Genomic DNA, 22,237 nt, shown 5'->3' with positions numbered 1-22,237 from the left:
ATTGCCACGGGACCAAAAGCCAGGGATTGACCCCGCGCCTCGCTATCCCGTCGCGCGCATGCCGCCGCCTCCCCCTCCGCCGGGCGGGGGTGTCCAGACGTTGCGAAAGGCCTGATGCGTCTTCGGTGGGAGGTGGCGGGAGAAGCGCAACTCGACACCCCGGTCGGTGCGCACGGCCTGGATCCGGCCCTGCTTCAGCCCGTATTGTCGAGCGACGTCCTCGCAGCCCCTCACGAACCCGGACGGCGGCTTGCCGCGCCGCACGCGGGCAGCGCCATCGCGCAGCTCCACCGAAAACACCAGCCGGGCATGCCAGAGCATCAGCGCAACGCCAAGCCCCAGCAGGGCAAACAGGATCAGGAACGTGAGCAGCATGATGGATTGCGGGACAAGGGTGCGCCCCAGTGTAGCGCACCCCATCCGCGGTTCTTCGCCTCCGCTCGTCGGCGACTCGTCAACGCAATAGCCCATTTACGGGCCCAAAAGCCCCGTTTAAGCCCTGGAAATAGCCCTTCACATTCGCAAAGCCGCGTTAACTCAGTCCGTTACCGTGGTCCGACCCTGTCATTGGCGACACGCTCAACAATTGTTTCGCATATTCAAAGCGTTCCTCTACCTTCTGGCGGTCCTCTACTTCGGGCTGTCCCTCACTAGCCCCACGGGCAATCATTTCAGCGTGCCGTAACAGCGCAGCGCGATCCTCTGGCCGCTGTACGAATCTCGCGACCTCGGCGATCGTTTCCAGCAGGCGGACAGTAACCGCGGTGTTCGAGCGGGACATTTGTCGGATCTGGTTGAAGGCCGCATCTGTGACGTCCACAAAAGTAGACCCTGGAGCAATCACCCTCAGCTGATCCGTACTGTCATAACGATAGGGCGATGGCATGTCTCGCGTAGCCAAACGACTCAACGCGGACGCCAGGTGGTCTACGCACGTAATTGCCGTGAACGGGTCATTCACTCCCGAGGAGAGGGCACGCAGAGCGACCTCTACGAGTTGGGTAACCGCGAACTCGATGTCCTGGCCCGAAGTCCGCTGGTTACCCAGGGCGAAGGTGTTGTTGACCTGATCCGCGGGCACGTCGGCCGCCCTCTCTCCCGGCCAGACCAGCATAAGCGGGCCACCGGAGACCACATAGTCGCCGGGTACTCGCTCCAGTCGAATGACCACATCCTTTTGCATCGCCAACTCGATCAAGGCGTCCGTGTCGATGAACTGAATGTATCCGTCCGCGCTCGCTGGAATGGGACGAGCCTCCCGGTCAAATGCGTCCAGAAATGCCGACTCGGGGGGTGTTGCCGACGTCCGAGACGTCCCCCGCCCGATTTGTTCCGGAAACAGGCGGTCCACCCCGGCGATCAACTCGTCGCTCACGCGCGCCACGATTTCGTTGGCCTGCATCGAAACAGACACGTGGTGAATGAAGTAGATCAGCACCCCCACGCTCGCGACCGCAAAGAGTACGCCGAGCGCGATCGATACATGAGGAACGAAAGCAACCTCCTCCGCGCGCCGGATAGTAAGGAGGACGAGCAAGCAATACAGGAAGGTGGCGACGAACGTGCCCAGCACGACCTGAGTCGTCGTATCGCGCAGGAAATTGCGGAGCAAGCGCGGCCCCAACTGCGACGTCGCCAGCGACAGGGCGACCAGCGTCATCGAAAACACAACTCCAGCGATGGTGATCATTGATCCGGCGATGATCCCCAGCACGGCGCTGGCCCCCTCGGCTCCAGCGGTGAATGTCCAGCCCCACGAACGCAACAACCAGTTCGTCACCGGTCTATCCAGGGCGACGCTTATGAAGGCCAAAAACACCGCGCCCAGGGCCATCATGGTGGGGATGAACCATAAGCTGGATCGAATGCGGTCCCAATACCTGAAAGTCAGTGTTTTCACTATGACGCCTCATTCACTCACATGCTGTCCGCCGGGTTACCGTGGTCCGACCCCGTCTTCCTCCATTCTCCCGACCCCGGGAGATCCTATCTTCCGTGGAGGATGACCAAGGCCGTTAGAAGCATCACGTTCGCGGCGAGGGATGCCCATAGGACGATCGTCTTCCAGTCTGGACTGGGTGGGGCCCCAGTTGTCGAGTGCGACGTCTGAGCCGGGCGAGTCCGGCGGGCGTCAGCACCAGGTTTGGATGTCCCCCCGGTTCGATCACCCCTCGCTTTCTTGTTATGGGGCGTTTGTTTCTCCTGGACATAGTCGCGATCGTAAATCCCCATCTCTGTCTCCTTTTTTGTGCTACTCCGTTTCTACAGCAGAGTACGCCGCGTGTCGTCAGGACCGGAAGGGGCGGGGGAAAAGGGTGAGATGGCGTCATTGCGCGGCCCCGCAGAGGCCGCGCCAATCCGTCGAAGCGGCCCGAGACCCTACCGGTCCCTTCGCGCTGCCGCAGCTGGACCCGATTTCAGAGTAAGAGCCCATTTGTGGCGCGGAATACGCCATTTAAGGCCCTGAAACAGCTATCTATCTTCAGAAAGTCCAGTTAAGACCGTCAGTTACCGTGGTCCGACCCCGTCCTTTTCCATGCAGAGTAAGAGCCCATTTATGGGCCGCAATGCGCCGTTTAACGCCCTCAAACAGCCCTTTGGGTTCAGAAAGCCCCGTTAACACGCCTAGTTACCGTGGCCCAACCCCGTCGATGTGACCTGGTCGAGGTCCTTCACCCGTGCACGCGTCAGAACCCTTTACACCCGATGATCGCGCTTGCGACCGCCCCCCCGTCGGGCGCGTGTAACCTACGGTTTTCCAACGTCAATATAGAGCGGCATCCAGCGGGCATGGATGTTGCAGATTCGTGGGTGAGCGCAGACCCCAAACCAAAACCTGCCTGCGCAGACCCACGAGGTAACAACCATGACTACAAAGACTGTACGGGGCGGAACCCTCGCCCTTCTGCTCGCGGGAGGCATGATTGCCGCCGGCTCGGCCTCCGCCAGCGTCATCAACTGCTCCGATCTCGACGGCAACTTGGGCGACAAGGTCACGCCCAACCAGGGCTGCCAGGTCCTGGAGCCGCTTGACGGCAACGTGAATACCAGCCTCACAGTCGTCAACAATGCCGAGTTCTTTGGCTACTCGGACTGGCTGTTCGACGGCAAGTACGAGGACACCAACGGCAACCTGATCAACGACCCCAATGATCCGGCAACCATCGTGAGCTTCAGCGGCGATGCCCAGAGCGGGACCTGGGAGCTGGTGGTCCTCGACTTCTGGAGCAATTTCGAGAACCTGATGTTCGCGTTCAAGGATGGCGCCGACACCAACATCGTGGCCTACGACATGCTGAACGGCGCCCTGGGCGGGACCTACGCCACCCCGTTGACCGACCCCCCGTTCGATTTGTCGGGCGCGGGCGAGGATCGCGACATCTCGCACATCTCGGTGTACTACCGCGGTAACGGAAATAACGAAGTACCGACCCCCGGCTCGCTGCTCCTGGTCGGCGTCGGCCTCGTGATGCTCGGCTGGACCCTGCGCCGGCGCAAGGATCCCGCCGCCCCGGCCTCGACGGCGTAAGCCACCGCAGCACCCTGTCCGAAGAGGCCGCGGAAGCGATTCTGGGGCCTTTTTCCTGGCGGCCGGCGCAGATCTGCCTCCGGCGGGAGGGGTGCCGGTTTCCCCGCGGCACAAGGTTGTGCCGCCAGAACCGCCCGCCGCAGGTGGGTGAGCCTGATGCAGGCTGCAAAGCCCCTTGCTATCGCAAAGGCAATCAAACCGGTGCAGCGCAGCGTGCGCTGCAAATGCCGGGATTCCATCACCGTCGTCCGACCTGGTCATGTTTCTCCGAGGGCCGAAGACGAGGACTAGACTCCGTAGACACGGGAGCAAAGCGCAACGGCTGACTCCAGTGATCTGATCTAGCGTTCGAACGAAAAACGGGGCCGTCTTGGCCCCGAAAAATCGGCGTCACATATGACGCTCACCTATTCTCACTTTGCCTGAGAATCAGAACGCGACGCGCATACCCCCGCCTACCGCGGTGTAGCTGGGATCGTTCACATTGTCTTTTTCCTTGGTGTAGGCCACCCCCCCAAAGATTCGTACACGATTGCTCAGGTGATGGGTTACTGCAATTGCGGCTGAGTCGGTTTTCTCGGTGTCATCCGGAACTGTATTGCGCGTATGGCCCAAGCTAAGCGTGAAGTCGGTTTCGCCCATGCGATACGTCCCCGCAGCAAAGTAGGTGTTGCCGTCAAACACTTCAACACCGTCTGCATCGTCCAGCACCGCATCCTCGGCCTCGAAATTCAAGCGCCAAGGGCCCTGGCGCCAGTCAGCCCCCAGCTTGGCCACCCGGAGGTTGTCGGCAAAAGCGTCGTTGAAACCATCGAGTATGGATAAGCCTTCGGTCTGGTTGTTCTCGTCGCCTCGCTGATATGCGCCATAGATCTCTGTAGCACCCAAATCAAAAGCGAGTCGTGCAGCAAAAGCCGAGTTGCTATCGTCTTCGTTATCAAGAAATGTTGCGATATCGAAATAAACAGGGCCGAAGTCATTTGTATAGCGGATACCACGATCAAGATAGGATCCGTTTACAAATCCGCCCCAGCCATACCCACCCGGGGAAAGGCGGCCGCCGAGGACCCGCTGCTGCATGAAGGTAGCATTCAACGGGTCCTTGCCCGCCGTGCTGTAGGGGGACGTCAATCGACCGACAATCACACGACCGAAATCGCCAGAAAGGCCAACGTAAATCTCGCGAGGCCCTGAACCGAATCCGGACACGGTGTTGGCATCCTGCTCCATCTTGGCGAGCGCGGTAAGCCCGTTACCGAGATCGTGCCGGACCAATACGCCCAGTCGACCAGGGTTGGACCCATTGGCGGCCTGTCGTGCTCCTCCTCCATCGTACTGGCGGAATCCGCTGTCGAAGCTGTCATCGCCAGACGCGCTCTGGTAGACAATTTGCGGCTGCAGTTGACCGAATAGGGTGACGGACGAATCGGCAGCGGCCATGGCCGGGAACGCGAATACACTAGCCATAGCGGCCACAAGGGTCTTCCTATTCATATAATTATCTCCTTATCTCTTAATGCGTATATACGTATGTCCATATACCTGACGAGGGGCCTGCGAGTTATAGACGAAGAAAAATAGGGTTGCAATGTCTAGTGGCTAACCAGGCCGAATGACTCAACAGTCGCTCACGACGCCTCGCGTTAACGCACGATCGGCCGTTCCTGGTGTGTTAGATTTGGAAGGGATTACGTATCTAGCTGTTCCTGCGCGGTCTTTGCAATCGAGCGGAGTTCCCGTTATCCCCCGGCGTCCTGCGCTCGGCGAGCACCTGGGGGTCGTGGCGGGCTTCGATCGATTTGTTGGTGCCACCCTTTGGCGCGCAGAAATGGCAAGCGAGGGGTGCAAGTGGATCCAGTTTTTAGGGTGGGAACGGCGACATTTGCACCTGTTGTGGTTCAGAGGGTTACCGTGGTCCGATCCCGCTATTCTTTCGAGGGAGGCATTCCGGGTGAGTGACCCTTGGAGGCAGGCGCGAACCCCGGGTGCTGTGGCGCTATGGGTGGTCTTGGCATTCGCGTCGGGCGCAGGCCTGGGCGCGGCCCTTTCGACCTCGGGTGATCCGCAGTACAAGTCCTATGAGCACTGTTTGCTGGAGAACCTGAACGGGCAGTCCGGCGTGCCCGCGTTCGAGGTGATGCGCGCCTGCCGTCGGGTGACTGGCACGGCGGATTAACGCACGGCCTGCTGGCGCGCTGGGTTCGGATGCGCACGGCCTCGATCTCGCCGTATGTAAACTCCATCGCGCGATCGCGCAGAGGCCGTGGCAATCCGCCGGATCGGCCCGAGACCTTACCTTCCCCATTTGTGGTTCCGGACCCTGGACGTAAGGTGGGTGTCGTCTTTCGTCTGGCCTGTCTGGTCATCCCGGAAACCGCACAGCGGATAGCCGGGATGATGGCGTGGCGCCTGGAAGCAGGTGGATGTCTTTTCTCTTCTTGCGCCGGCCCCGCCATCTTTGCGCCCCCAGGAGCAGCGAGGGTGCCATAAAGGCCGCCTTTCGGGCGTGAAATGCCACGTTTAAGGCACAGAAACCGCGCTTCGGGGCAAGAAAGCCTCGTTCCTGCAGAGAGTTACCGTGGTCCGACCCCGTCATGAGTCCGCAGGGCCGAACTGCTTTGCTTGGCTATGCGCTGTACGTGTAGACATACCATGCGCTCTTTTTTGTATTAAGAGAGTCGTAAAGTTTTTGAGCCGGATGATTGTCTTGGGCTGTAAGCCATTGAAGTCTTGCTGCACCCTTTTCCCGGGCGAACTCCAAGCAATGATTGATCAGCCGCTTACCTATCCCGTTTCCTCTATGGGCTGGCAATGTATAAAGGTCGCTCATAACGCCGACCCGAGCTGGAATACTGGATACATACGTAAAATATACAGTAGCAAAAGCCACGGCGTCTCCGGCTTTGCTCCTGAACAGGAAAATGCAGCCATTATTTCCATTTTCGCTGAACTGCGAGAAGAACACTCGATTCTTCTCATCATCAATTTCCTGAACCTTGTAGAACTCCTGGTATTTCCTAATCAGCGGGAGTGCTTCTTCGATGTTCTTACTTGACACTGCTTCTATCACTTGACGAGTCCTCTAAAAGCATAACGCCAACAGCACGCGCGGCTGCGGAATGGAGGCGAAGACGCACGGGACTTCGGGGTCAGACCTTGCCTCTTGCCCTTTTGTGGATCGGCGGGCACGCTAACAACAGGGCGCGGCGGCACCGGACGAGGGTTGTCGACTGGCGCCATGACGAGGTTGAGCCCGAGCCCGGTCGAGGCCTTCCTCAACGCTGCTATCACCATGCGCTACATTGGGCAGAGCGACAAGAGAATGCCAGGGTCGTCGGGACCAAGGCGGGAGTCTGAGAATGGAACTTCGCGAAGGGCGCCGCAGGGCCGTCCGTATGACAGCGGTTGTGGAGGGTCTTTCCGGCGACCCCGAATATCGGACAAGTGGACGAGTGCGAGATGTCAGCCTTAGCGGGCTGTATGTGGAGCTTCCCGACTCAGGTCTCTCCAGGAATACAAGACTGCGACTGATCGTGAGCCCGGAGGAGTGGGGGGATGACCGGGCCCATGTCTGGCATTGCATCGTGATGCGACTGGATGAGCAAGGCGCGGGAGCGATGTTCGAGCCCGACCATCCGTCTGCGGTTGATGGCTTGCTGGATCTGATGCGCGAGAGCATCGGGCTTCCACCCGATTCGCGCTAGCCTGCGTCCTTCCGCGAGCCTATACCTGCGATCGGGTTGTTCCTTCGCCTTGGCAGGGGCGCGAGGTCAGGCTGCCCCCCGGTCCACGGTTTCCCGATGGTACTGCGTCAACGGTGGGGCGTGTAAACATAGGTCTCCTCTATATGAGGGTTGATTGCCGAAGCGCGGTGATTGGGGGGCTGGAAGAGGCCGCGGCAATCGGCTGGAGCGGCACGGTTGCCGATCGACTGTTATGGCCACAGAAGGTAAGGTTTGATCCCCGAGGCACCCTCCGCCAGGGACCGCCTGATCTACTGCTTCGACGATCACGCGATCTACATCTTCGCCATCGGCGGCCACTACGACAGGCTCTGAACCTCTGACGTCCCGTATCGTGGGAGCCGTACGGTCGCTGGCGCGAAAGGCCATATCGAGCCCAAAAATGGCCATATAAGGCCCTAATTCAGCGTTCCAGCACCTTAAAGTATCTTTATTCCAATCGGTTACCGTGGTCCGACCCCGTCACGTGGTAAGGCACCGTCATTGCGAGGCCTCGAAGAGGTCGCGGCAATCCGTCGGAGCGACCCGAGACTCTACCGATCCCCTTTGCGGTGCCGGAGTGGGGTCTAATCTCAGAGCAAGAGCCCATTTATGGGCCGGAATGCGCCGTCTAAGGCCCTGAAACAGCCCTTCAGATTCCACCATCGGTTTAAAGTCAGTCTGTTCCCGTGGTCCGACCCGTTATGTGGGTTATGTGACCGCGCTTCATGGGCAACAGGCAGGGTCTGACCCCGAAGCCGCTTGGAAATGCGGAGATTGATCCGCATAATCTACGCATATATTGCGGAGAATGTCGTGCAATACATCTGGGAACTGACCGGCTGGCCCCACTGGCAGTGGGACGCGGAACATATCGCGCCGATGCTGGCTGCGGCCGCGCGCGAGCAGGGTCGGCTGCTCGGAAGGATGCAGGGATTGGGATTCGCACTGCGCGAGGAAGCGTCGTTTCGCGTGCTGTCGGAGGATATCGTGGATTCCGGCGCGATCGAAGGCGAGCGACTGCCTCTGGATCAGGTGCGCTCCTCGCTTGCATGTCGCCTCGGCCTGGAGGCGGGTGGACTGACCGCTTCAGGGCGGGACGTCGACGGCATGGTCGAGCTGATGCTGGATGCCACGAAGTCCTTTGACCGTGAACTGACAGTGGATCGGCTGTTCGACTGGCATGCGGCCCTGTCTCCGACGGGACGTAGCGGGATGACGCGGATTCCGGTCGCGCGTTGGCGGGATGACGATGAAGGGCCGATGGAGGTGGTGTCGGGTCCCGTTGGTCGGGAGACGGTGCACTTCTCCGCGCCACCGGCCGAGCGAATCCCGGGGGAGGTCGACGCCTTCGTCGCGTGGTTCAAGGCGCCCGGCCCTCTGGATCCGCTAGTGGTGGCGGGGCAGGCCCATCTCTGGTTCGTGACCATTCACCCGTTCGCGGATGGAAATGGGCGTATCGCTCGGGCAATCGCCGATATGGCGCTGGCACGAGCGGATGGTTCGGCGGAACGTTTCTACAGCATGTCCGGGCAGATCCTTCGGGAACGCAGTGACTATTACGCCATCCTAGAGCGGACTCAGAAACAGGGGGACCTGGACATCACCCTGTGGCTGGAATGGTTCCTGGGCTGCCTGCAGCGTTCGCTGAGCAACGCCCAGGATGCACTCGAGCACGTGCTGTTCAAGGCCCAATTCTGGGAGCGCTTCGCCACGGAGCCGCTCAATGCCCGACAGATCAAGGTTCTCAATCGCCTGCTGGACGGATTCGAAGGTGGGATGACCTCTTCACGTTGGGCCCGGATGGCCAAGTGCTCGCAGGATACGGCGCAGCGCGACATTGCGGACTTGGTGGCTCGAGGCGCATTAAAGAAGAACCCGGGCGGGGGACGCAGCACGAGTTACGCCTTGCCGGACACGCTCCGATGACCCGTCTCGTCGCACCCGGTCGACAAGGAATGCGGTAGGGGGCAAGCACCGTGCATGCGCCGTGCGCTCAGGCATCCGCAGGAATCCGGCTGTTACCTTTATTCAGGGCCCTGAACCACGTGCGCCACACCCTCGCGGGCTACGAACTGAGGAGTCATGGGTCAGACCTTGCCTTTTGCCTGAGAAAATAAATCTGTCCCCATTGTTTCATTGGATGCAAAGATACAAAAACTTGTATAGGCTATGAGTATGTCCGGTTCAGGCCCCAAGCCAGTCGTGTTCCGAGCGACGGCACTGGACGATCTCCGTGCTTTCCCCTTGTCGGCTAGACGGGAGGCCGGGCACCAGATCGACCAAGTCCAGCATGAAAGAGACCCCGACGACTGGAAGCCGATACAGTCCGTGGGGAAGGGTGTCAGAGAAATCCGGATCCGAGACGAGGCCGGAGCATTTCGGGTCCTCTATGTCGCCAAGTTCGGGGATGCGGTTTACGTGCTGCATTGCTTCTGGAAGAAGACACAAAAAACCCGCAAGAGCGATCTGGACTTGGCCGCTCAGCGTTATCGCGATTTGCTGCAGGAGATAGGCCAATGACCGAGCACCGATTCGACAGCGTGTGGGATGCGATTGAGAACACCCCGGAAGAAGCGGAGAACCTGAAGCTGCGTTCCGCTCTGATGAGGGCCCTCAAGGACCATCTCGTTCGCTCGGAAATGAAACAGGGCGAGGCCGCGAAACTCTTCGGAGTCACGCAGCCGCGAGTCTCTGATCTGATGCGAGGAAAGATCGACGTGTTTAGCCTCGATGCCCTGGTGAACATGGCAGCGGCCGCCGGGTTGCACGTTGAGTTGCGGGTCCTCGACGCCGCGTAGCTGTGTCCGCATCTCCTGATCGCAAAAGTTCTAGCGTCGGCCTGCCGTGTTATGGGTGGGTAGTCCAGCGATCCATGGGGTAGGTCGCTCTCGTGGAATCACGGGGTCACACCTTGCCCTTTGCCTCTCCCCTGATGCGGGGGCAAAAGGCAAGGTCGGGCAAAAGGCAAGGTCTGACCCCGACCCCCGTCCGGGGGCAAAAGGCAAGGTCTGACCCCGACCCCCGTCCGTCGTTGATGCGCGAGGCGTTGCAGCGCGGCCAACTCACCGGCAACCAGCGTTTTGTGGATGAGGTGGAGCAGATCATCGGCTGTCGCGTTGAGCGGCGGCATCCTGGCGGTCCGCCGTCACGTCAGCCATGAGAAAATAAATCTGTCCCCGTTTTTCTTTCATGGCCAAAGGCAAGGTCTGACTCCGGAGCCCTCGCGTAGGAGCTTGCTTGCAAGCGAAGCTCCTGCCCGCGTCCGGCTTTGGCTGGCGCTTCGCTTGCAAGCAAGTTCCTACAGGGCTTTCGGTGTTCTGAAACGGCCGTCGTCCCGGGAACCGCGCAGCGGTGATCCGAGATCGTGCAGCCGGGTTACTCGTAGTGGCTCCATAAGCGGATCACCTTAACCACTCGCTCGTCTTCGAGCACTTGGTATACCAACCGGTGTTGAATGTTGATGCGCCGCGAGTACGCGCCGGAGAGATCACCCAACGGCTTCTCGAAAGGTGGGGGCTTTCGATACGGATCTTCCGCGATCAGCGTCAGCAGTTCCTGTGCCTTCGGTTTCAGGCCGCTGGCAGCCAGCTTCTTCGCATCCTTTTGAGCCTGCCGGGTGTAGACCAACTTCCATGTCACCAATCCAGCTCCTCGTGGCATTCATCCGCCGGGGTATCCATGCCCTCGCGGATCGACTCGCGCATACCCGGCACCGACAGCAGGTACAGGGTCTCCTGAATCGCCGACCAGTCCGACTCGGATAGCAGGACCGCGTTGTTCCGCTTGCCGGTGATCACAATCGGCTCGTGGGATTCCGCCGTTTCGTCGATCAGCCGGTAGAGGTTGCTGCGCGCCTCTGTAGCCGTAATTCCCGTCATGGCGCACCTCGCAAGTGTGTGGGCTTAGATCAAGAGTACGCCTTGGCGTACGTTCCGTAAACCGTACGGGTACCCCGTCACTGCCAGACACCGCAGAAACTGCGACAACGGGTCGGATCGTTCCAGGAATTATCCTTTCGCCCAGCCTGGAAGGTCATCCCGGAAACCGCGCAGCGGTTATCCGGGATCTCGAGCGCCGGGGCAGGAGCGGACACCAGAGATCCCCGCTCTACGCTTCGCTCCGGCCGGGATGACGGTCTGCCGCCAGGGAGAAGATGGGTGTCCTCTTTCTCCTTTATTGATGGAGTCATGCTTGCGCCGCAGAGAATGCCCACACAGAGACACGCAGGCGATCGCCGAGTGCTGGATCCATGCAGAAGCCAAAAGATTCAATTCCGCCGTTGCTGGCTTGGCGCTGATCTTGCCCGGGAGTTCCTTCGAGCGCCGTGCTGGCCGCGTCCGCCAGTCCGATCTGGAAGCGTTCGGGACCAGTCGTGATAATCACGTAGCAGATGGTTACCGTGGTCCGACCCCGTCCTTTGTTCAATCGGCCGGACTGGCCCGAGACCTTCCCAGGCGCATTGGCGTTGCCGGATCTTACCTGAAAGGTCGGTGTCCTCTTCCTCCGGTACGTCATGTGGGAACGGTGCGCCGGAAGACGCAATTGAACCGAACCTGAAGGATGTCTATAGTTGTACGGTACTTCCGTACGTTTGAGGTCCGGCATGGAAACAGTCAGCGTCAACCGGTTTCGCGAGAACCTGAAGGCCTTCGTGGAAGAGGCCGTCACTACGCACACGCCGCTCAAGGTCACGCGCCGAGCGGGTGAGGCCTTTGTGGTGATGAGTGCGGATGACTGGGAGCGGGAGCAAGAAACGCTCTACGTCCTGCAGAACTCCAGCCTGATGCAGCAGATCGCCAATTCGGCCGCTACCCATCGGAAGGGAGAAGGCTACCGTCCCACGGAAGGGGAGATGGATGAGATCACTGGTATTCGAGGGTAATACCTGGGCCGCCTACGAAACGCTCCGGGAGCGCGACCCAAAGCTGCATCGAGCCCTGCGCCGGATCCTCAAGGAAATGCTCCGGAACGATCCAGCTACGGGAACGGGTAAGCCGGAGCCCCTTCGGCATTCGCTGTCGGGCTTCTGGTCCCGGCGTCTCTCTGCCCGGGATCGCCTGATCTACCGCTTCGACGATCAAGCCATCTACATCTTCGCGATCGGCGGCCATTACGACACGTTGTGACCCGAGCCCATGTTGCCCCTCGCTCGGGGCATCATGGGCAACAGGCAGGGTCCGACCCCGAGCCCCGTTCGTGCCGGGAAGTCCCATTTCGGGTGCGAAATGCCTTGTCGAAGGCTCAGAAACTACCCTTGAGCGCACGAAAGTCCCTTTTCTACAGCGCGTTACCGTGGTCCGACCCGGTTATGTCCTTGTTGGTAGTATTCGCGGTGCCGGATCGGATCGGAAAGGTGGTGTCCTCTTTCTCCGGCTACGTCCCGCGCCCCGCCTTGAGACCATACATCGCGCGGTCGGCTCGCCCCAGCAGTTCGTCTGGATCGCCGTCTCCCGGACCGTAGGCCCAACCCAGAGTCATCGCCAGCGTGACCTCGCCCGCAGCAAGCTGGACCGGCCGGGACACCGCCGCCTGTAGTCGCTTCCCCTCGGCTTCGGTTGAATCCTCGCCAAACAACAGCACCGCAAACTCGTCACCCCCGACCCGGGCCACACAGGCCGGCTCGCTGAGCGCCTCCTCCAGCCGGCGGGCGACCACCCCCAGCAGTTCGTCGCCGGCCGCGTGTCCGAACCGATCGTTCACCGGCTTGAACTGGTCGAGATCGATGAAGCCCACGGAGAACGCTTCGCCGGTCCGTTGGGACCAGGCGATTGCGTCCTGCAGGCGCTTATAGAAAGCACGCCGGTTGGGTAGACCGGTCAGCGGGTCGTGGCTAGCCTCGTGCTGCAGCTGGCGTCCGGCCTCGTCGAGCTGTGACGCCTGCTCGCGCAAATCATGGTGCATGGTCACCAGGGTCCGCCGGGTGAGCAGAATCAGAGCCAACGCGAACACCACGCCGCCCCCACCGAACACCAGCATGAAACGCTGCGTGTGCGCCCCGACTTCGCCTGCGCGCTCGGCTGCCGCTTCCATCTGTGCGCGTTCATGTGCTCGCAACGCCTCGATGGAGCTGTCGAACTCCCGATCAAGATCAAACAGACGCTCGCTCAGGATCGCCATTGCCGGCGCGATCTCCTCGCGGGCCGCCAGGTCCACCACCTGGTCCTGCAGCCTCACGATCTCCGGGATCAGGGCATCCTGTTCCTCGAGTCTTGCCCGCGCCGCATCCTCGGTCACGCGCTCATTGAGGGCCGCGCGCACCTCGCCGACCCGGTTTCCCCAGCGGTGGTACGCCATCATCAGGTCATCACGCTCGAAGGGGTCGTCGGTGATGACCTGATTCACCATGGTCTGGTGGCGATTGTAGGCGGCCTCCAGCAGATCGGACGCCAGCTGGATGCGCTGTCCTCGCTCCTCCGTGATGTGACGCAGCTCGTCCAGCAGGCGCTGGTTCTGCCACAGGCTGTTGCCCACAATCACAATCATGCCCGCCAGCAGGACCACGAAAGCGACCGTGATGGCGTTCAACAACCGCCCGCTGATCCGCTGCACCTTTTGCGAGAACTGCATCGACTACTCCTTCCAAGGGGCGAGTATGGGGAGCCGCCCTCTCATGGGCCAAGCGCCCCGCACTGTCGCGCGGATTCCGGATAGTATCGGATCAAACCGTGATTTCTTACTCGAATGTGAGGCGGAGGGCCAAAGCAACGTCTCCCCCGTCATTCCCCGCCGTTATTGCGAGGCCTCGAAGAGGCCGCGGCAATCCGTTGAAGCGGCCCGAGCCTCTACCGATCCCCTTTGCGGTGCCGGAGTGGGATCTAATCTCAGAGCAAGAGCCCATTTATGGGCCGGAATGCGCCGTTTAAGGCCCTGGAACAGCCCTTCAGATTCCACAATCGGTTTAAAGTCAGTCTGTTACCGTGGTCCGACCCCGTGATTGGGCTCCCTTCAGTTTCCATAATCGGTTTAAAGTCCGTCCGTTACCGTGGTCCGACCCCGTCATGCGGCGCTATGCGCGGTTCGTGGAGCAGGGCGTCCCGGAGCAGGAGCTGTCGCTGATGCGCGAAGCGCTGCAGCGTGGCCAACTCACCGGCAGCCAGCGTTTCGTGGATGAAGTGGAGCAGATCATCGGCTGTCGCGTCGAGCGGCGGCGTCCAGGCCGTCCGCCGGCACGTCAGGCATGAGAAAATAAATCTGTCCCCGTTTTTCACGTTTCCGTCCCCGTCCCCGTTTCCGCGCACCGTCATTCTTTCGTCGCGGCGCCTCGCCCGAATCAATCAGTCCGTGTTTCTCACGTGACTTCCGGCGGCACTGGCGTCCTGATACTATCTACAACCACAATCGACCGACATCCCACTGGTCAACACTATGAACCACTACCCTGGCCGTTATTATACCACTGAGCCATCCAGTTCCCTATTAGTCGATGGCATCGATACCGCCTGCCCGTCCACCCTAATCGACCTTGGGTTCGGATCAGGCTCGCTAACAAAAGCCGCTATCAATCGATGGCCAGAAATAAGGGCCACATGCGTCGACTTAGCCCCAGAGAGGGACATAATCTTCCCCGGTGTTCCTCTATCTAAATACAGATACACCCAAGTTGACGTCCTGACGCCACGGTTTGAGAACCTGTCCGCGCAGAATGATCTAGCGCACGACGTAATTATCAGCAACCCACCTTTCCATCGGCGGACTGTGACCGCCTACATTCGGGATGTCCTCGATAGTGCAGGCCTCTCGAGCGTATTGGAAAGAAGTTCAACCACCTTTGCTTCACATTGTGGATTTCTAGCTCAATCGTTACGAAATCTAAACGAAAACAACGAAGTCGCCATAATTCTTCCCGAAAGCTTCGTTAGCGGCGAATCATACTCTCGAGCCCGCGCTGCGCTCTTGGATCAATATCATCTTCGGAAGGTCACCGAACTCCCGCCGAATTCGTTCTGCGATACTGAGGCGAAGTGTTACGCCCTTTATATTAAAGCTAAGCGTGACCAAGATGGAGTTCACTTACAACGAGCCGGTTCGTTCGAATGTATCCGAATAAGTCCGCGCCAAGGAGCTCACAGGTTAGATTACAAATATTATGAGGGGCTTCCGAATGCACCGATTACTCGTGCCCATCTTGAAGTTTGTACACTAGAGTCAGCGGGATTCGAGGTTCAGCGAGGTCGGCTGTCGGCCAAAGATGCACCAAACCACACCCACGTTTGTCACACCAGTACCATCCGGTCGGCGCAGATCGACACGCACAAGCGTCTGTTCCTCTCCCGGGCCACCGGGTCCCGCCCTAAAGGCACGATGCACATTATGGCCGAACCAGGTGACATTGTAGTCTCTCGCGTAGGCAGCCGCGTCGTTGGCGAAATGGCGCTCGTCACGAGCGGTCAAGCGATACTCACGGATTGTGTGTTCCGAGTCCGCCCTTCGACGGCGTCGGCACTGACCTTGGCCGGGTCCATTGTGAGCGGGGATATAGCTTCGTACCTAAGGCGGATCGCTCGAGGTACATGTGCACGCTACCTCACCAAAGATGACATACGCCATGCCCCTATTGTAAGGCCTTTATCATGACTGAAGAGGACGATGCCACTAAGTACGCTGAGCGAGCTGACTTCCTCGAGGGCGACGAATTATATGGATGGACAGTAGATCACGAATACTTCAGGTCAATCCAGCGAAAGATCATACAGTCTGGTGCGAAGCTTTTGGTTGGGCCCCGAGGGTCAGGAAAAACGCATCACTTTCGGTATGCACATCTCTCCTGTAAAGACAACAAAGGCGGTCCATTAACCGTTTATGTGTCGTTCACACGGTACTACAATTTGGAGCCATACCTCCGAGATTCACGAGAGGCTCTACAGATTTTTCATTCTTGGGTTCTCGCCAAAATTCTGATTGCCGTCCATGAGGATTTTCCTGATAGCTATTTAACCGCATCCGAGGGTCAGCCGGCACTAAATCCCGGTTCACTTCGCGAATTCATTGCGGAGGCAGAGCGTGGGGCAGACCCCTCGGTCATGAACAAAGCTCATCGTTCGCTTTCGATCAGCCAGGTCACTGCGCTATTAGAAACGGTCATGGTGAATCAGCGGCGCAGGCGAGTGGTGTTGATGCTTGATGATGCCGCACTTGTTCTAACCCCTGAGTACATGGTTGAATTTTTTGATATCTTTCGCAGCCTAAAGACCTTAAAGATTTCGCCCAAAGCATCGGTCTATCCGGGGACCACCGAGTATGGACCGAGATTCCACGCAGACCATGATGCAGAGAAGGTGCAGGCTTGGTTAAACGTTAATGATGAGAAATACGGCGTCTTCATGGAAAGGATCGCCCGCGACCGCCTCGGCCTTACCGGGGATCTTCTTGGCGCAGATGTATCTAAATTGCTGGCGTATGCGGCGTTTGGAATTCCCAGAGCGTTCATTACAATGTGCCGGCAATTCATCGATGAACAGTCACAGTCCGTTCAACAGCGATTCAATAAGGTTATCAATGGGCATGTGGGCTTTAGAAAGAGCGAATACTTTTCGTTGGCAGACAAGACGCCTCAGTACCGCGACATCATCAGGGTCGGGTGGGACGTGTTCGAGGGAATGGTAGAAGAGGCAAAACGGCATACAGAAGAATCTATACCCGAACGTAAGGCGACAATAATTGGGCTAGTTAAAAACGATGATCAGAAACGGGAACGTATGATCCGGTTTTTGGTGGAGGCGGGTCTGCTATACGAACTTCCTCCTGTTTCGCATGGACCAGATCGGGATTACGGGCGATTTATGCCGCACTATGGCTTTTTGATAGACCGCCGAGCTTTCGTTAAGGGCCGCGGTTGGAGTCCAGCGAAAATAATCAGTGGGATTGAGGCGCCTGAAAAAAAGCATCCAATAAGGCGAAAAATGGAGAGCATCTTAGATGCCGATTCGCTCCGCAGGATTGAACTAAATCTCCCAGCTTGTAAAGACTGTGGGACAGAGAGAATCTCGGACCATCAAAGCTATTGCCATAATTGTGGTGCGCGGCTGATAGATCCTAGCATATTTGAGGAATGCATGAAGATCCCGGTAGATGAACTGCCTATTACTGAAAAGCAGAAGGAAAGGATAAAGTCCCAGACAGATATTCGGACGCTGGGGGATATTGTTTCGAGCGCGGACCCGGCAAGTGAGCTTCGAAAGGCGCGACATATCGGTGAAAAAAGGGCAAACAAGATCTATCGTCTAGCGAAGTCAGTCGAAGAAGAGTTTTTCTCATAATTTATGAATCTTGTTCATGAGCAAACTTCGCCGCAACTGGCGATAGAGTTCTGTTTTTCGGAAGAAGAGCCGCGTGCCGCGCTGTCGCCAGTGGACGAGTTTATTCGTTCGATTATAAGCATAAACAAATTATGTGAAGATCCGCTTTCAATGCCTAATGAGCTTGGGCACTTGATGGTATTGGGGTATGTGTCAGCCGTAGAGAGTTATATCCGTTCCTTGCTTGTGCGCATAATTGGCGTGGATGAAGCGTCAAACGTTGCATCTGCCAGAGAGCCCATTCCGTTCTCGTCTGCACTAAACCATGATAGGGAGATCATGACAGAGGCGCTATTCGAAGATTTGACGTTTCTGAATGTGAAAAGCATTTCCGAATCTTTGGTGCGTTACTTGGGGTTTAAGCGGGGGCCAGCTGAGCGGATGGTAAAGAATATTGCAACTCAGTACATAAGGGTTTGCCAGGTGCGGCATTGCATTGTACATCGCTTTGGGAAGCTGGGCTCTAAAAATGCGTGGGCGCTTGGTTTTGAGGATCACAAGGAAAATGTTGAAAGGACTATTATTCTGAAATACGACAAAATTCAAGAGATGGCGACTATTTGCGATAACTTTGTACGCTCGCTCAATAATTATTGCTATGGCGTGGTGTTGTCGCGCACCCATCACGACGGCTGGGTTAGGTGGTCAGGCGATCTTAGGAAGGATCGCTCCCGTTTTTCTCAGTATCACGAAATTTTCGCTTCGTGTCGACATCGACCGGCCTCACCGGGAGTCCGTGATGCCTATAATGAATTTCGAGATAAAGTGCTGTCACTACATCCGGAACCGGGTAGCTTCCAGTCGTAGTGCAGGATTGGACGGATGTATAAATAGAGTTGGGGTCTGTGTTCAGATGAGTCGCCAGTGGTCGTTGTCGGTCGTGGCCTGGCCCAGGATCTGGAGGGCGGCGAGGACCTGGGTGATCGACTTAGTGGGTTTGCGCTTGAAGTGGGTGGCCAGGGCGTCGGGGGTTTGGGGGCCGAAGGCGAGGAGGCGGCGGACGGCTTCGACCTGGTCGGGCATGGATTTGGGCCAGGTGGGCTTTTTGGCCGGTTCGGTCGGGGCGTCGGCGGCGGCCTCGGGTTTGGCTTCGAGTGTGGCGGTGGTCTGGGTGGTTTCGGGGGCCTGGTAGTCGGGGCGCAGCCAGCGGATGTGGCCCTGGGCTTCTTCGGCGGCGCGTTCGGCGTTGAGGGCGACGAGCCGGTTGAGGAGTTCTTCTTCGGCTTCTGCCTGGTCGGCGGGCTTGTCCGGCAGCGGGGTGGTGGCGCCGGGGCGGCTTACGAGGCGGTCGGCGAGGTCGTTCCAGCCGTAGGCGTTGAATACGGCGCGGTCGAGCTCGTCGTGCAGTTCACGTAGCAGGGAGACGAGGCCCTGTTCGTGGATAGTGTGTTCCTTCTCGTTCAGTGGCTGTTGGGCGCGCAGTTTTTCCAGCACGTTGTACATGCCGGTGAGGGTGAGGTCCGTGTGTTCGGCCTGGCGCGCCTTGCGGTGGGCGTCGATGCGTTCGGCGAGGTCGCCGATGGTGGCGGCCTGCTGGTCGTCGAGTTCCGGGAAGGGGAAGGTCTCGAAGCAGCGGGATTTGTTGTAGCGGGCATCGTTGCCCATGCCCAGGCGTCCGCCTGCCGCGAGCGCCCAGGCGGCATGGATGCGGCTGGACAGGACACCCAAGGTGGCGGGCCGGTCGATGGCGATGTTCACCAGCATGTTGTCGGGCAGGATGTCCGCGTCGAGGAACTGGAAGACGCGATGCTTCGTGGTTTCGACGGTGGCAATGTAACGTGGCAGTCCGGCAGCCATGGTCCGCCAGTCTCGGCGTGCTTCCCCAAAAAGCCACCAGTAGTCACGGTACGTGGCGCGCTTGTTCTGGTCGCGCTCGGGTTTTACACGTTGGAGCACCCACTGATAGATCGCCGGGAATTGGTCCCTTACCTCGTCGGAAGTGAGACGAAACAGGTCGATGACCCTGACGCCGCGCGGCCTCTGGGTGAGGTCCCGGCCGTTGCGGTACTCGCGGATGACGCGGGCGGTTTGGGGTGTTTTGCCCAAACCGAGTTCCGCTGCCTCGTCCGGCGTCACGATGAAGCCGGCACCGTGCAGTTTTACGCCGGGGCTGCTGATGCCCTGATTGGCTTGCAGGGTGATGGCACCTGCTACGTTGGCGCCGATGGTGAGGTCCGAGAATAGCTTTCCCGGCCTGTGGCTCAGTTCCACGGTGCGGGCGTCGTCGCCGGCGTCCCGTTCGTTGACGACATGGCGCAGGGTGCCGGGCTGGTCTCCGGGTACGCCGACGGTCATGGCAATGCGCACGGCGGCACCGTCGGCGCTGTCCACCCAGGGGTGGTCGGGAATGGCGAAGGCGAGCGACAGGGGCTTCTTGCTGTCGCTCAGATGCGGTTCGAGCACGCGGCGGTTGAAGGTCTGGCGCAGGCTGTTGGTGGTGATGAAGCCGAACCGCCGGGCCTCGCCCTTGCGCACCTTCTCGGCGGCGATGTGCCACCAGTACATGACGAAGTCGGCGGAGTCCGGGACGATGCCCTTGAAGACCTTGCGCACGGCGTCCACGTAGCCGTCGCCCAGGGCGCGGCGCATGGTGGAGGCGCCGATGAACGGCGGGTTGCCGACGATGAAGTCAGCCTCGGACCATTCGGCGCGGCGGGGGTTGCTGTAGTGGTAGACGGGGGTGCGGCCGGTTTCGTCGGGGATGAGTTCGCCGGTGACGGGGCTTTTCTTGTAGCTGATGCCGTCCCAGATGGTGACGGGTTCGCCGTGCTCGTCGGTCATGGGTTCGCGGGCATCAAAGTCGATGAGCGCGTCGCGGCATTCGATGTTGTGGAAGTCGCGCAGGATGGGTTCGGGCAGGCTGAGGCGGCCGTGCAGGCGGTAGTGCCATTGCAGGTAGCCGATCCACAGCACGATTTCGGCGATGGCGGCGGCGCGCGGGTTGATCTCCAGCCCGAGGAACTGGTGCGGGTCCACGGTGAGGCCTTCGGTGTCGAAGGTGGCCTGGCCGGCGCTCAGGTCGCGGATCAGGTTGAGCACTTCGCCTTCGAGGCGCTTGAGGTGTTCCAGCGCCACGTAGAGGAAGTTGCCCGAGCCGCAGGCGGGGTCGAGCACGCGCGTTTCGCACAGCCGGTGGTGGAAGCGGTGCAGTTCGTCCAGGGCCTTGTCGGGCTTGTTCTGCTGCAGCCAGGCCTCGGCGGCGACCTGCACGGTGTTCCATTCGGCGCGCAGGGGCTCGATGAGCGTGGGCATGACCAGGCGTTCCACGTAGGCGCGCGGGGTGTAGTGGGCGCCGAGCTTGTGGCGTTCGCGCGGGTCCAGCGCGCGTTCCAGCAGGGTGCCGAAGATGGCGGGTTCGACGAAGCGCCAGTCGGCCTTGCCGGCCTGGATGAGCAGGCCGATCTGGTCGGCGTTGAGCGGGATGGGGTCGATGTTCTGGAACAGGCCGCCGTTGAAGCGCTGCACCTTGTGCATCAGCTGGCCTTCGTAGCCGCCGGTGTTCATCGTCTCCCATAGGGAGCGCATGGCGTCGGGGAAGTGTTCGGGGTTTTGCTGCAGGCGTTCCAGCAGGGCGGTGAAGCTGCCCTTGGGCAGGAGCTCGACGTCCTCGCTGAACATGGTGAACAGGCAGCGCTTGAGGAAGTGGGCGACGCGTTCCACCTCGTAGCCGTGCTGTTCCAGGGATTTGGCGAGCTCGGCCAGGCGCGCGCTGACCTCGCGGGTGACGCGGGCGGCGTGCTTGCTGGCGTCGAGCTGGTCCGGCGCGAGCCACAGGTGGTGCAGGCGCTGCTGGATCTCGGGGTCGCGCAGGTCTTCCAGGCGGATGCGGTGGCGGCTCGGGTCCGGGTAGGGGACGTAGGTGCCGCCGGAGCGGGAGAACTCGGAGTAGAGCTCCAGGCTGCGGCCGACATCGGTGACCACGATGAACGGCGGGCGGCCTTCGTCTTCCGGCAGGGCGCGCACGTACTGGTCGGCCTGGTTCTGCGCGGCGAGCATGGCCTTGTCCCAGCCCTGGGTGTGCAGGCCCTTGCCGGTCTGCTTGGCCTCCAGTACGAAGCAGCCGCGGCGGTAGAGGTCGATGTAGCCGCGGTTCTCGCTGCCATCCGGGTTGCGGATGGTGACGCGGCGTTCGAACACGTAGGCGTTGTCGGCGGTGTCGTCGCTGGCCGGGTCGGGATGGGGCAGCTCCAGCAGCTTGCACAGCTCGGTGAGGAAGAGCTGGTAGTTGGCGCGCTCGGAGCCGCCGGTGTCGCGCCAGCGCTCGATGAACGCCTCGACCTGCTCGGGGGCGGCCAGGGGCGTTGTGGTGTCGTGATCGAAGAACGCGGCGTGGGCCGGGTTGCCCGGGGTGACTTCCATGTGACGAAGGTCCGTTTTCGTTTGGGGGCTACCTTACCGATCCGTGGCGGTGTTGTCGTCTGTGGCTTCGGTTGGAGATCGCCGCGGCCGCGTTGCGGCCTCGCGATGACGGGGTTTGTGGGGTTTGGATGGTGCGGGTGGGGTGGCTGGCGTGGGAGATCCCGGCTCTTCGCTGCGCTGCGGCCGGGATGACAGGGTGTGGCGCGGCGGCCGGGGTGTTTGGCGAGGCCGGGGAAGACGGTGGGGCGGTAGTCGTGTGGCAGCGGGGCGCGGCCGCGTTGCGGCCTCGCGGTGACGGGGTTTGTGGGGTTTGGATGATGCGGGTGGGT

Annotated in this window: 20 protein-coding genes and 2 pseudogenes; 14 read left to right on the top strand and 8 right to left on the bottom strand. The window is 59.9% G+C overall.

Going from position 1 to position 22,237, the window contains the following annotated elements:
• Positions 1 to 42: 42 nt before the first annotated feature.
• The gene (locus tag D575_RS0113070; RefSeq protein ID WP_018146368.1) at positions 43 to 375 is read right to left on the bottom strand and encodes a DUF3634 family protein; all 333 of its coding nucleotides are present in this window, start codon (positions 373 to 375) and stop codon (positions 43 to 45) included.
• Between the two features lie 157 nt (positions 376 to 532).
• Positions 533 to 1,900, bottom strand: a complete 1,368-nt coding sequence (locus D575_RS0113065; RefSeq protein ID WP_018146367.1) for a DUF2254 domain-containing protein — start codon at positions 1,898 to 1,900, stop codon at positions 533 to 535.
• 1,020 nt (positions 1,901 to 2,920) lie between these two features.
• Between D575_RS0113065 and D575_RS0113055 the strand changes: the two genes are divergently transcribed.
• On the top strand, positions 2,921 to 3,529 hold the full coding sequence (locus D575_RS0113055) for a PEP-CTERM sorting domain-containing protein (RefSeq protein ID WP_018146365.1): 609 nt from the start codon (positions 2,921 to 2,923) through the stop codon (positions 3,527 to 3,529).
• A 429-nt stretch (positions 3,530 to 3,958) separates the two neighbouring features.
• Here D575_RS0113055 and D575_RS0113050 read toward each other — a convergent pair whose 3' ends face one another.
• Complete coding sequence (locus D575_RS0113050) at positions 3,959 to 5,023, bottom strand: porin (RefSeq protein ID WP_018146364.1); 1,065 nt, start codon at positions 5,021 to 5,023, stop codon at positions 3,959 to 3,961.
• A gap of 514 nt (positions 5,024 to 5,537) precedes the next feature.
• Here D575_RS0113050 and D575_RS14600 point away from each other — a divergent pair.
• Positions 5,538 to 5,705 (top strand): hypothetical protein, encoded by a 168-nt coding sequence (locus D575_RS14600; protein WP_231367519.1) that lies wholly within the window; start codon positions 5,538 to 5,540, stop codon positions 5,703 to 5,705.
• A gap of 450 nt (positions 5,706 to 6,155) precedes the next feature.
• On the opposite strand, the gene D575_RS14315 is transcribed toward D575_RS14600, so the two are convergent.
• A complete protein-coding gene (locus D575_RS14315; RefSeq protein ID WP_081612147.1) occupies positions 6,156 to 6,599 on the bottom strand; it encodes a GNAT family N-acetyltransferase in 444 nt (147 codons plus the stop codon).
• 289 nt (positions 6,600 to 6,888) lie between these two features.
• Between D575_RS14315 and D575_RS0113040 the strand changes: the two genes are divergently transcribed.
• The 6 genes and pseudogenes from D575_RS0113040 to D575_RS14595 all read left to right on the top strand — a co-directional run.
• Positions 6,889 to 7,233, top strand: coding sequence for a PilZ domain-containing protein (locus D575_RS0113040; RefSeq protein WP_018146362.1), 345 nt, complete (start codon positions 6,889 to 6,891; stop codon positions 7,231 to 7,233).
• Positions 7,234 to 7,503: 270 nt separating this feature from the next.
• Positions 7,504 to 7,587 (top strand): annotated as a pseudogene (locus D575_RS14485) (Txe/YoeB family addiction module toxin); the annotation flags it as partial.
• A 480-nt stretch (positions 7,588 to 8,067) separates the two neighbouring features.
• Positions 8,068 to 9,180, top strand: coding sequence for a Fic family protein (locus D575_RS0113030; protein WP_026182159.1), 1,113 nt, complete (start codon positions 8,068 to 8,070; stop codon positions 9,178 to 9,180).
• Positions 9,181 to 9,423: 243 nt separating this feature from the next.
• Positions 9,424 to 9,774: a type II toxin-antitoxin system RelE/ParE family toxin gene (locus D575_RS0113025; RefSeq protein ID WP_018146359.1), complete on the top strand. Its 351-nt coding sequence runs from the start codon at positions 9,424 to 9,426 to the stop codon at positions 9,772 to 9,774.
• On the top strand, positions 9,771 to 10,052 hold the full coding sequence (locus tag D575_RS0113020; RefSeq protein WP_012982512.1) for a helix-turn-helix domain-containing protein: 282 nt from the start codon (positions 9,771 to 9,773) through the stop codon (positions 10,050 to 10,052). Before D575_RS0113025 ends, D575_RS0113020 begins: the two co-directional genes overlap by 4 nt.
• Positions 10,053 to 10,276: 224 nt before the next feature.
• Positions 10,277 to 10,414, top strand: a pseudogene (locus tag D575_RS14595) (transposase); the annotation flags it as partial.
• A 215-nt stretch (positions 10,415 to 10,629) separates the two neighbouring features.
• On the opposite strand, the gene D575_RS0113015 reads toward D575_RS14595, so the two are convergent.
• Together D575_RS0113015 and D575_RS0113010 are read right to left on the bottom strand one after the other, a co-directional pair.
• Positions 10,630 to 10,893 (bottom strand): Txe/YoeB family addiction module toxin, encoded by a 264-nt coding sequence (locus D575_RS0113015; RefSeq protein ID WP_018146358.1) that lies wholly within the window; start codon positions 10,891 to 10,893, stop codon positions 10,630 to 10,632.
• Positions 10,890 to 11,132, bottom strand: a complete 243-nt coding sequence (locus D575_RS0113010) for a type II toxin-antitoxin system Phd/YefM family antitoxin (protein ID WP_018139194.1) — start codon at positions 11,130 to 11,132, stop codon at positions 10,890 to 10,892. Before D575_RS0113010 ends, D575_RS0113015 begins: the two co-directional genes overlap by 4 nt.
• Positions 11,133 to 11,857: 725 nt before the next feature.
• On the opposite strand from D575_RS0113010, the gene D575_RS0113005 reads away from it, so the two are divergent.
• Both D575_RS0113005 and D575_RS14305 read left to right on the top strand, forming a co-directional pair.
• Positions 11,858 to 12,136 carry a type II toxin-antitoxin system Phd/YefM family antitoxin gene (locus D575_RS0113005; RefSeq protein ID WP_026182158.1) on the top strand — a complete coding sequence of 93 codons (279 nt, stop codon included), beginning with the start codon at positions 11,858 to 11,860 and terminating at the stop codon, positions 12,134 to 12,136.
• A complete protein-coding gene (locus D575_RS14305; RefSeq protein WP_081612146.1) occupies positions 12,111 to 12,380 on the top strand; it encodes a Txe/YoeB family addiction module toxin in 270 nt (89 codons plus the stop codon). Before D575_RS0113005 ends, D575_RS14305 begins: the two co-directional genes overlap by 26 nt.
• Positions 12,381 to 12,627: 247 nt before the next feature.
• Here the strand turns inward: D575_RS14305 and D575_RS0112995 are convergent, their stop codons facing one another.
• Positions 12,628 to 13,821, bottom strand: a complete 1,194-nt coding sequence (locus D575_RS0112995; protein WP_018146355.1) for a diguanylate cyclase domain-containing protein — start codon at positions 13,819 to 13,821, stop codon at positions 12,628 to 12,630.
• 431 nt (positions 13,822 to 14,252) lie between these two features.
• Here D575_RS0112995 and D575_RS0112990 point away from each other — a divergent pair, with 431 nt between their 5' ends.
• From D575_RS0112990 to D575_RS14425, 4 genes are all read left to right on the top strand, one after another.
• Positions 14,253 to 14,435, top strand: a complete 183-nt coding sequence (locus D575_RS0112990; RefSeq protein WP_018146354.1) for a hypothetical protein — start codon at positions 14,253 to 14,255, stop codon at positions 14,433 to 14,435.
• A gap of 184 nt (positions 14,436 to 14,619) precedes the next feature.
• A complete protein-coding gene (locus tag D575_RS14695) occupies positions 14,620 to 15,828 on the top strand; it encodes an N-6 DNA methylase (RefSeq protein ID WP_081612145.1) in 1,209 nt (402 codons plus the stop codon).
• Complete coding sequence (locus D575_RS13705) at positions 15,825 to 17,510, top strand: zinc ribbon domain-containing protein (RefSeq protein ID WP_155985188.1); 1,686 nt, start codon at positions 15,825 to 15,827, stop codon at positions 17,508 to 17,510. Before D575_RS14695 ends, D575_RS13705 begins: the two co-directional genes overlap by 4 nt.
• 3 nt (positions 17,511 to 17,513) lie before the next feature.
• Positions 17,514 to 18,356 (top strand): hypothetical protein, encoded by an 843-nt coding sequence (locus tag D575_RS14425; protein WP_155985187.1) that lies wholly within the window; start codon positions 17,514 to 17,516, stop codon positions 18,354 to 18,356.
• Positions 18,357 to 18,398: 42 nt separating this feature from the next.
• Here the strand turns inward: D575_RS14425 and D575_RS0112980 are convergent, their stop codons facing one another.
• Positions 18,399 to 21,908, bottom strand: a complete 3,510-nt coding sequence (locus D575_RS0112980) for a DNA methyltransferase (protein ID WP_018146352.1) — start codon at positions 21,906 to 21,908, stop codon at positions 18,399 to 18,401.
• Positions 21,909 to 22,237: the final 329 nt, after the last annotated feature.

Source organism: Thioalkalivibrio sp. AKL6 (assembly GCF_000376905.1).
Lineage (GTDB): Bacteria > Pseudomonadota > Gammaproteobacteria > Ectothiorhodospirales > Ectothiorhodospiraceae > Thioalkalivibrio > Thioalkalivibrio versutus.
This window is presented reverse-complemented; position numbering and strand designations above follow the sequence as displayed.

What these genes read in the sequence shown, in the direction of transcription:
- D575_RS0113040 (WP_018146362.1), top strand. Translation starts at nt 6,889, where the DNA reads ATGGAACTTCGCGAAGGGCGCCGCAGGGCCGTCCGTATGACAGCGGTT.
- D575_RS0113005 (WP_026182158.1), top strand. Translation starts at nt 11,858, where the DNA reads ATGGAAACAGTCAGCGTCAACCGGTTTCGCGAGAACCTGAAGGCCTTC.
- D575_RS0113070 (WP_018146368.1), bottom strand. Translation starts at nt 375, where the DNA reads ATGCTGCTCACGTTCCTGATCCTGTTTGCCCTGCTGGGGCTTGGCGTT.
- D575_RS0112980 (WP_018146352.1), bottom strand. Translation starts at nt 21,908, where the DNA reads ATGGAAGTCACCCCGGGCAACCCGGCCCACGCCGCGTTCTTCGATCAC.
- D575_RS0113050 (WP_018146364.1), bottom strand. Translation starts at nt 5,023, where the DNA reads ATGAATAGGAAGACCCTTGTGGCCGCTATGGCTAGTGTATTCGCGTTC.
- D575_RS13705 (WP_155985188.1), top strand. Translation starts at nt 15,825, where the DNA reads ATGACTGAAGAGGACGATGCCACTAAGTACGCTGAGCGAGCTGACTTC.
- D575_RS0113055 (WP_018146365.1), top strand. Translation starts at nt 2,921, where the DNA reads ATGATTGCCGCCGGCTCGGCCTCCGCCAGCGTCATCAACTGCTCCGAT.
- D575_RS0113025 (WP_018146359.1), top strand. Translation starts at nt 9,424, where the DNA reads ATGAGTATGTCCGGTTCAGGCCCCAAGCCAGTCGTGTTCCGAGCGACG.
- D575_RS0113020 (WP_012982512.1), top strand. Translation starts at nt 9,771, where the DNA reads ATGACCGAGCACCGATTCGACAGCGTGTGGGATGCGATTGAGAACACC.
- D575_RS14305 (WP_081612146.1), top strand. Translation starts at nt 12,111, where the DNA reads ATGAGATCACTGGTATTCGAGGGTAATACCTGGGCCGCCTACGAAACG.
- D575_RS14695 (WP_081612145.1), top strand. Translation starts at nt 14,620, where the DNA reads ATGAACCACTACCCTGGCCGTTATTATACCACTGAGCCATCCAGTTCC.
- D575_RS0112990 (WP_018146354.1), top strand. Translation starts at nt 14,253, where the DNA reads ATGCGGCGCTATGCGCGGTTCGTGGAGCAGGGCGTCCCGGAGCAGGAG.
- D575_RS0113010 (WP_018139194.1), bottom strand. Translation starts at nt 11,132, where the DNA reads ATGACGGGAATTACGGCTACAGAGGCGCGCAGCAACCTCTACCGGCTG.
- D575_RS0112995 (WP_018146355.1), bottom strand. Translation starts at nt 13,821, where the DNA reads ATGCAGTTCTCGCAAAAGGTGCAGCGGATCAGCGGGCGGTTGTTGAAC.
- D575_RS14425 (WP_155985187.1), top strand. Translation starts at nt 17,514, where the DNA reads ATGAATCTTGTTCATGAGCAAACTTCGCCGCAACTGGCGATAGAGTTC.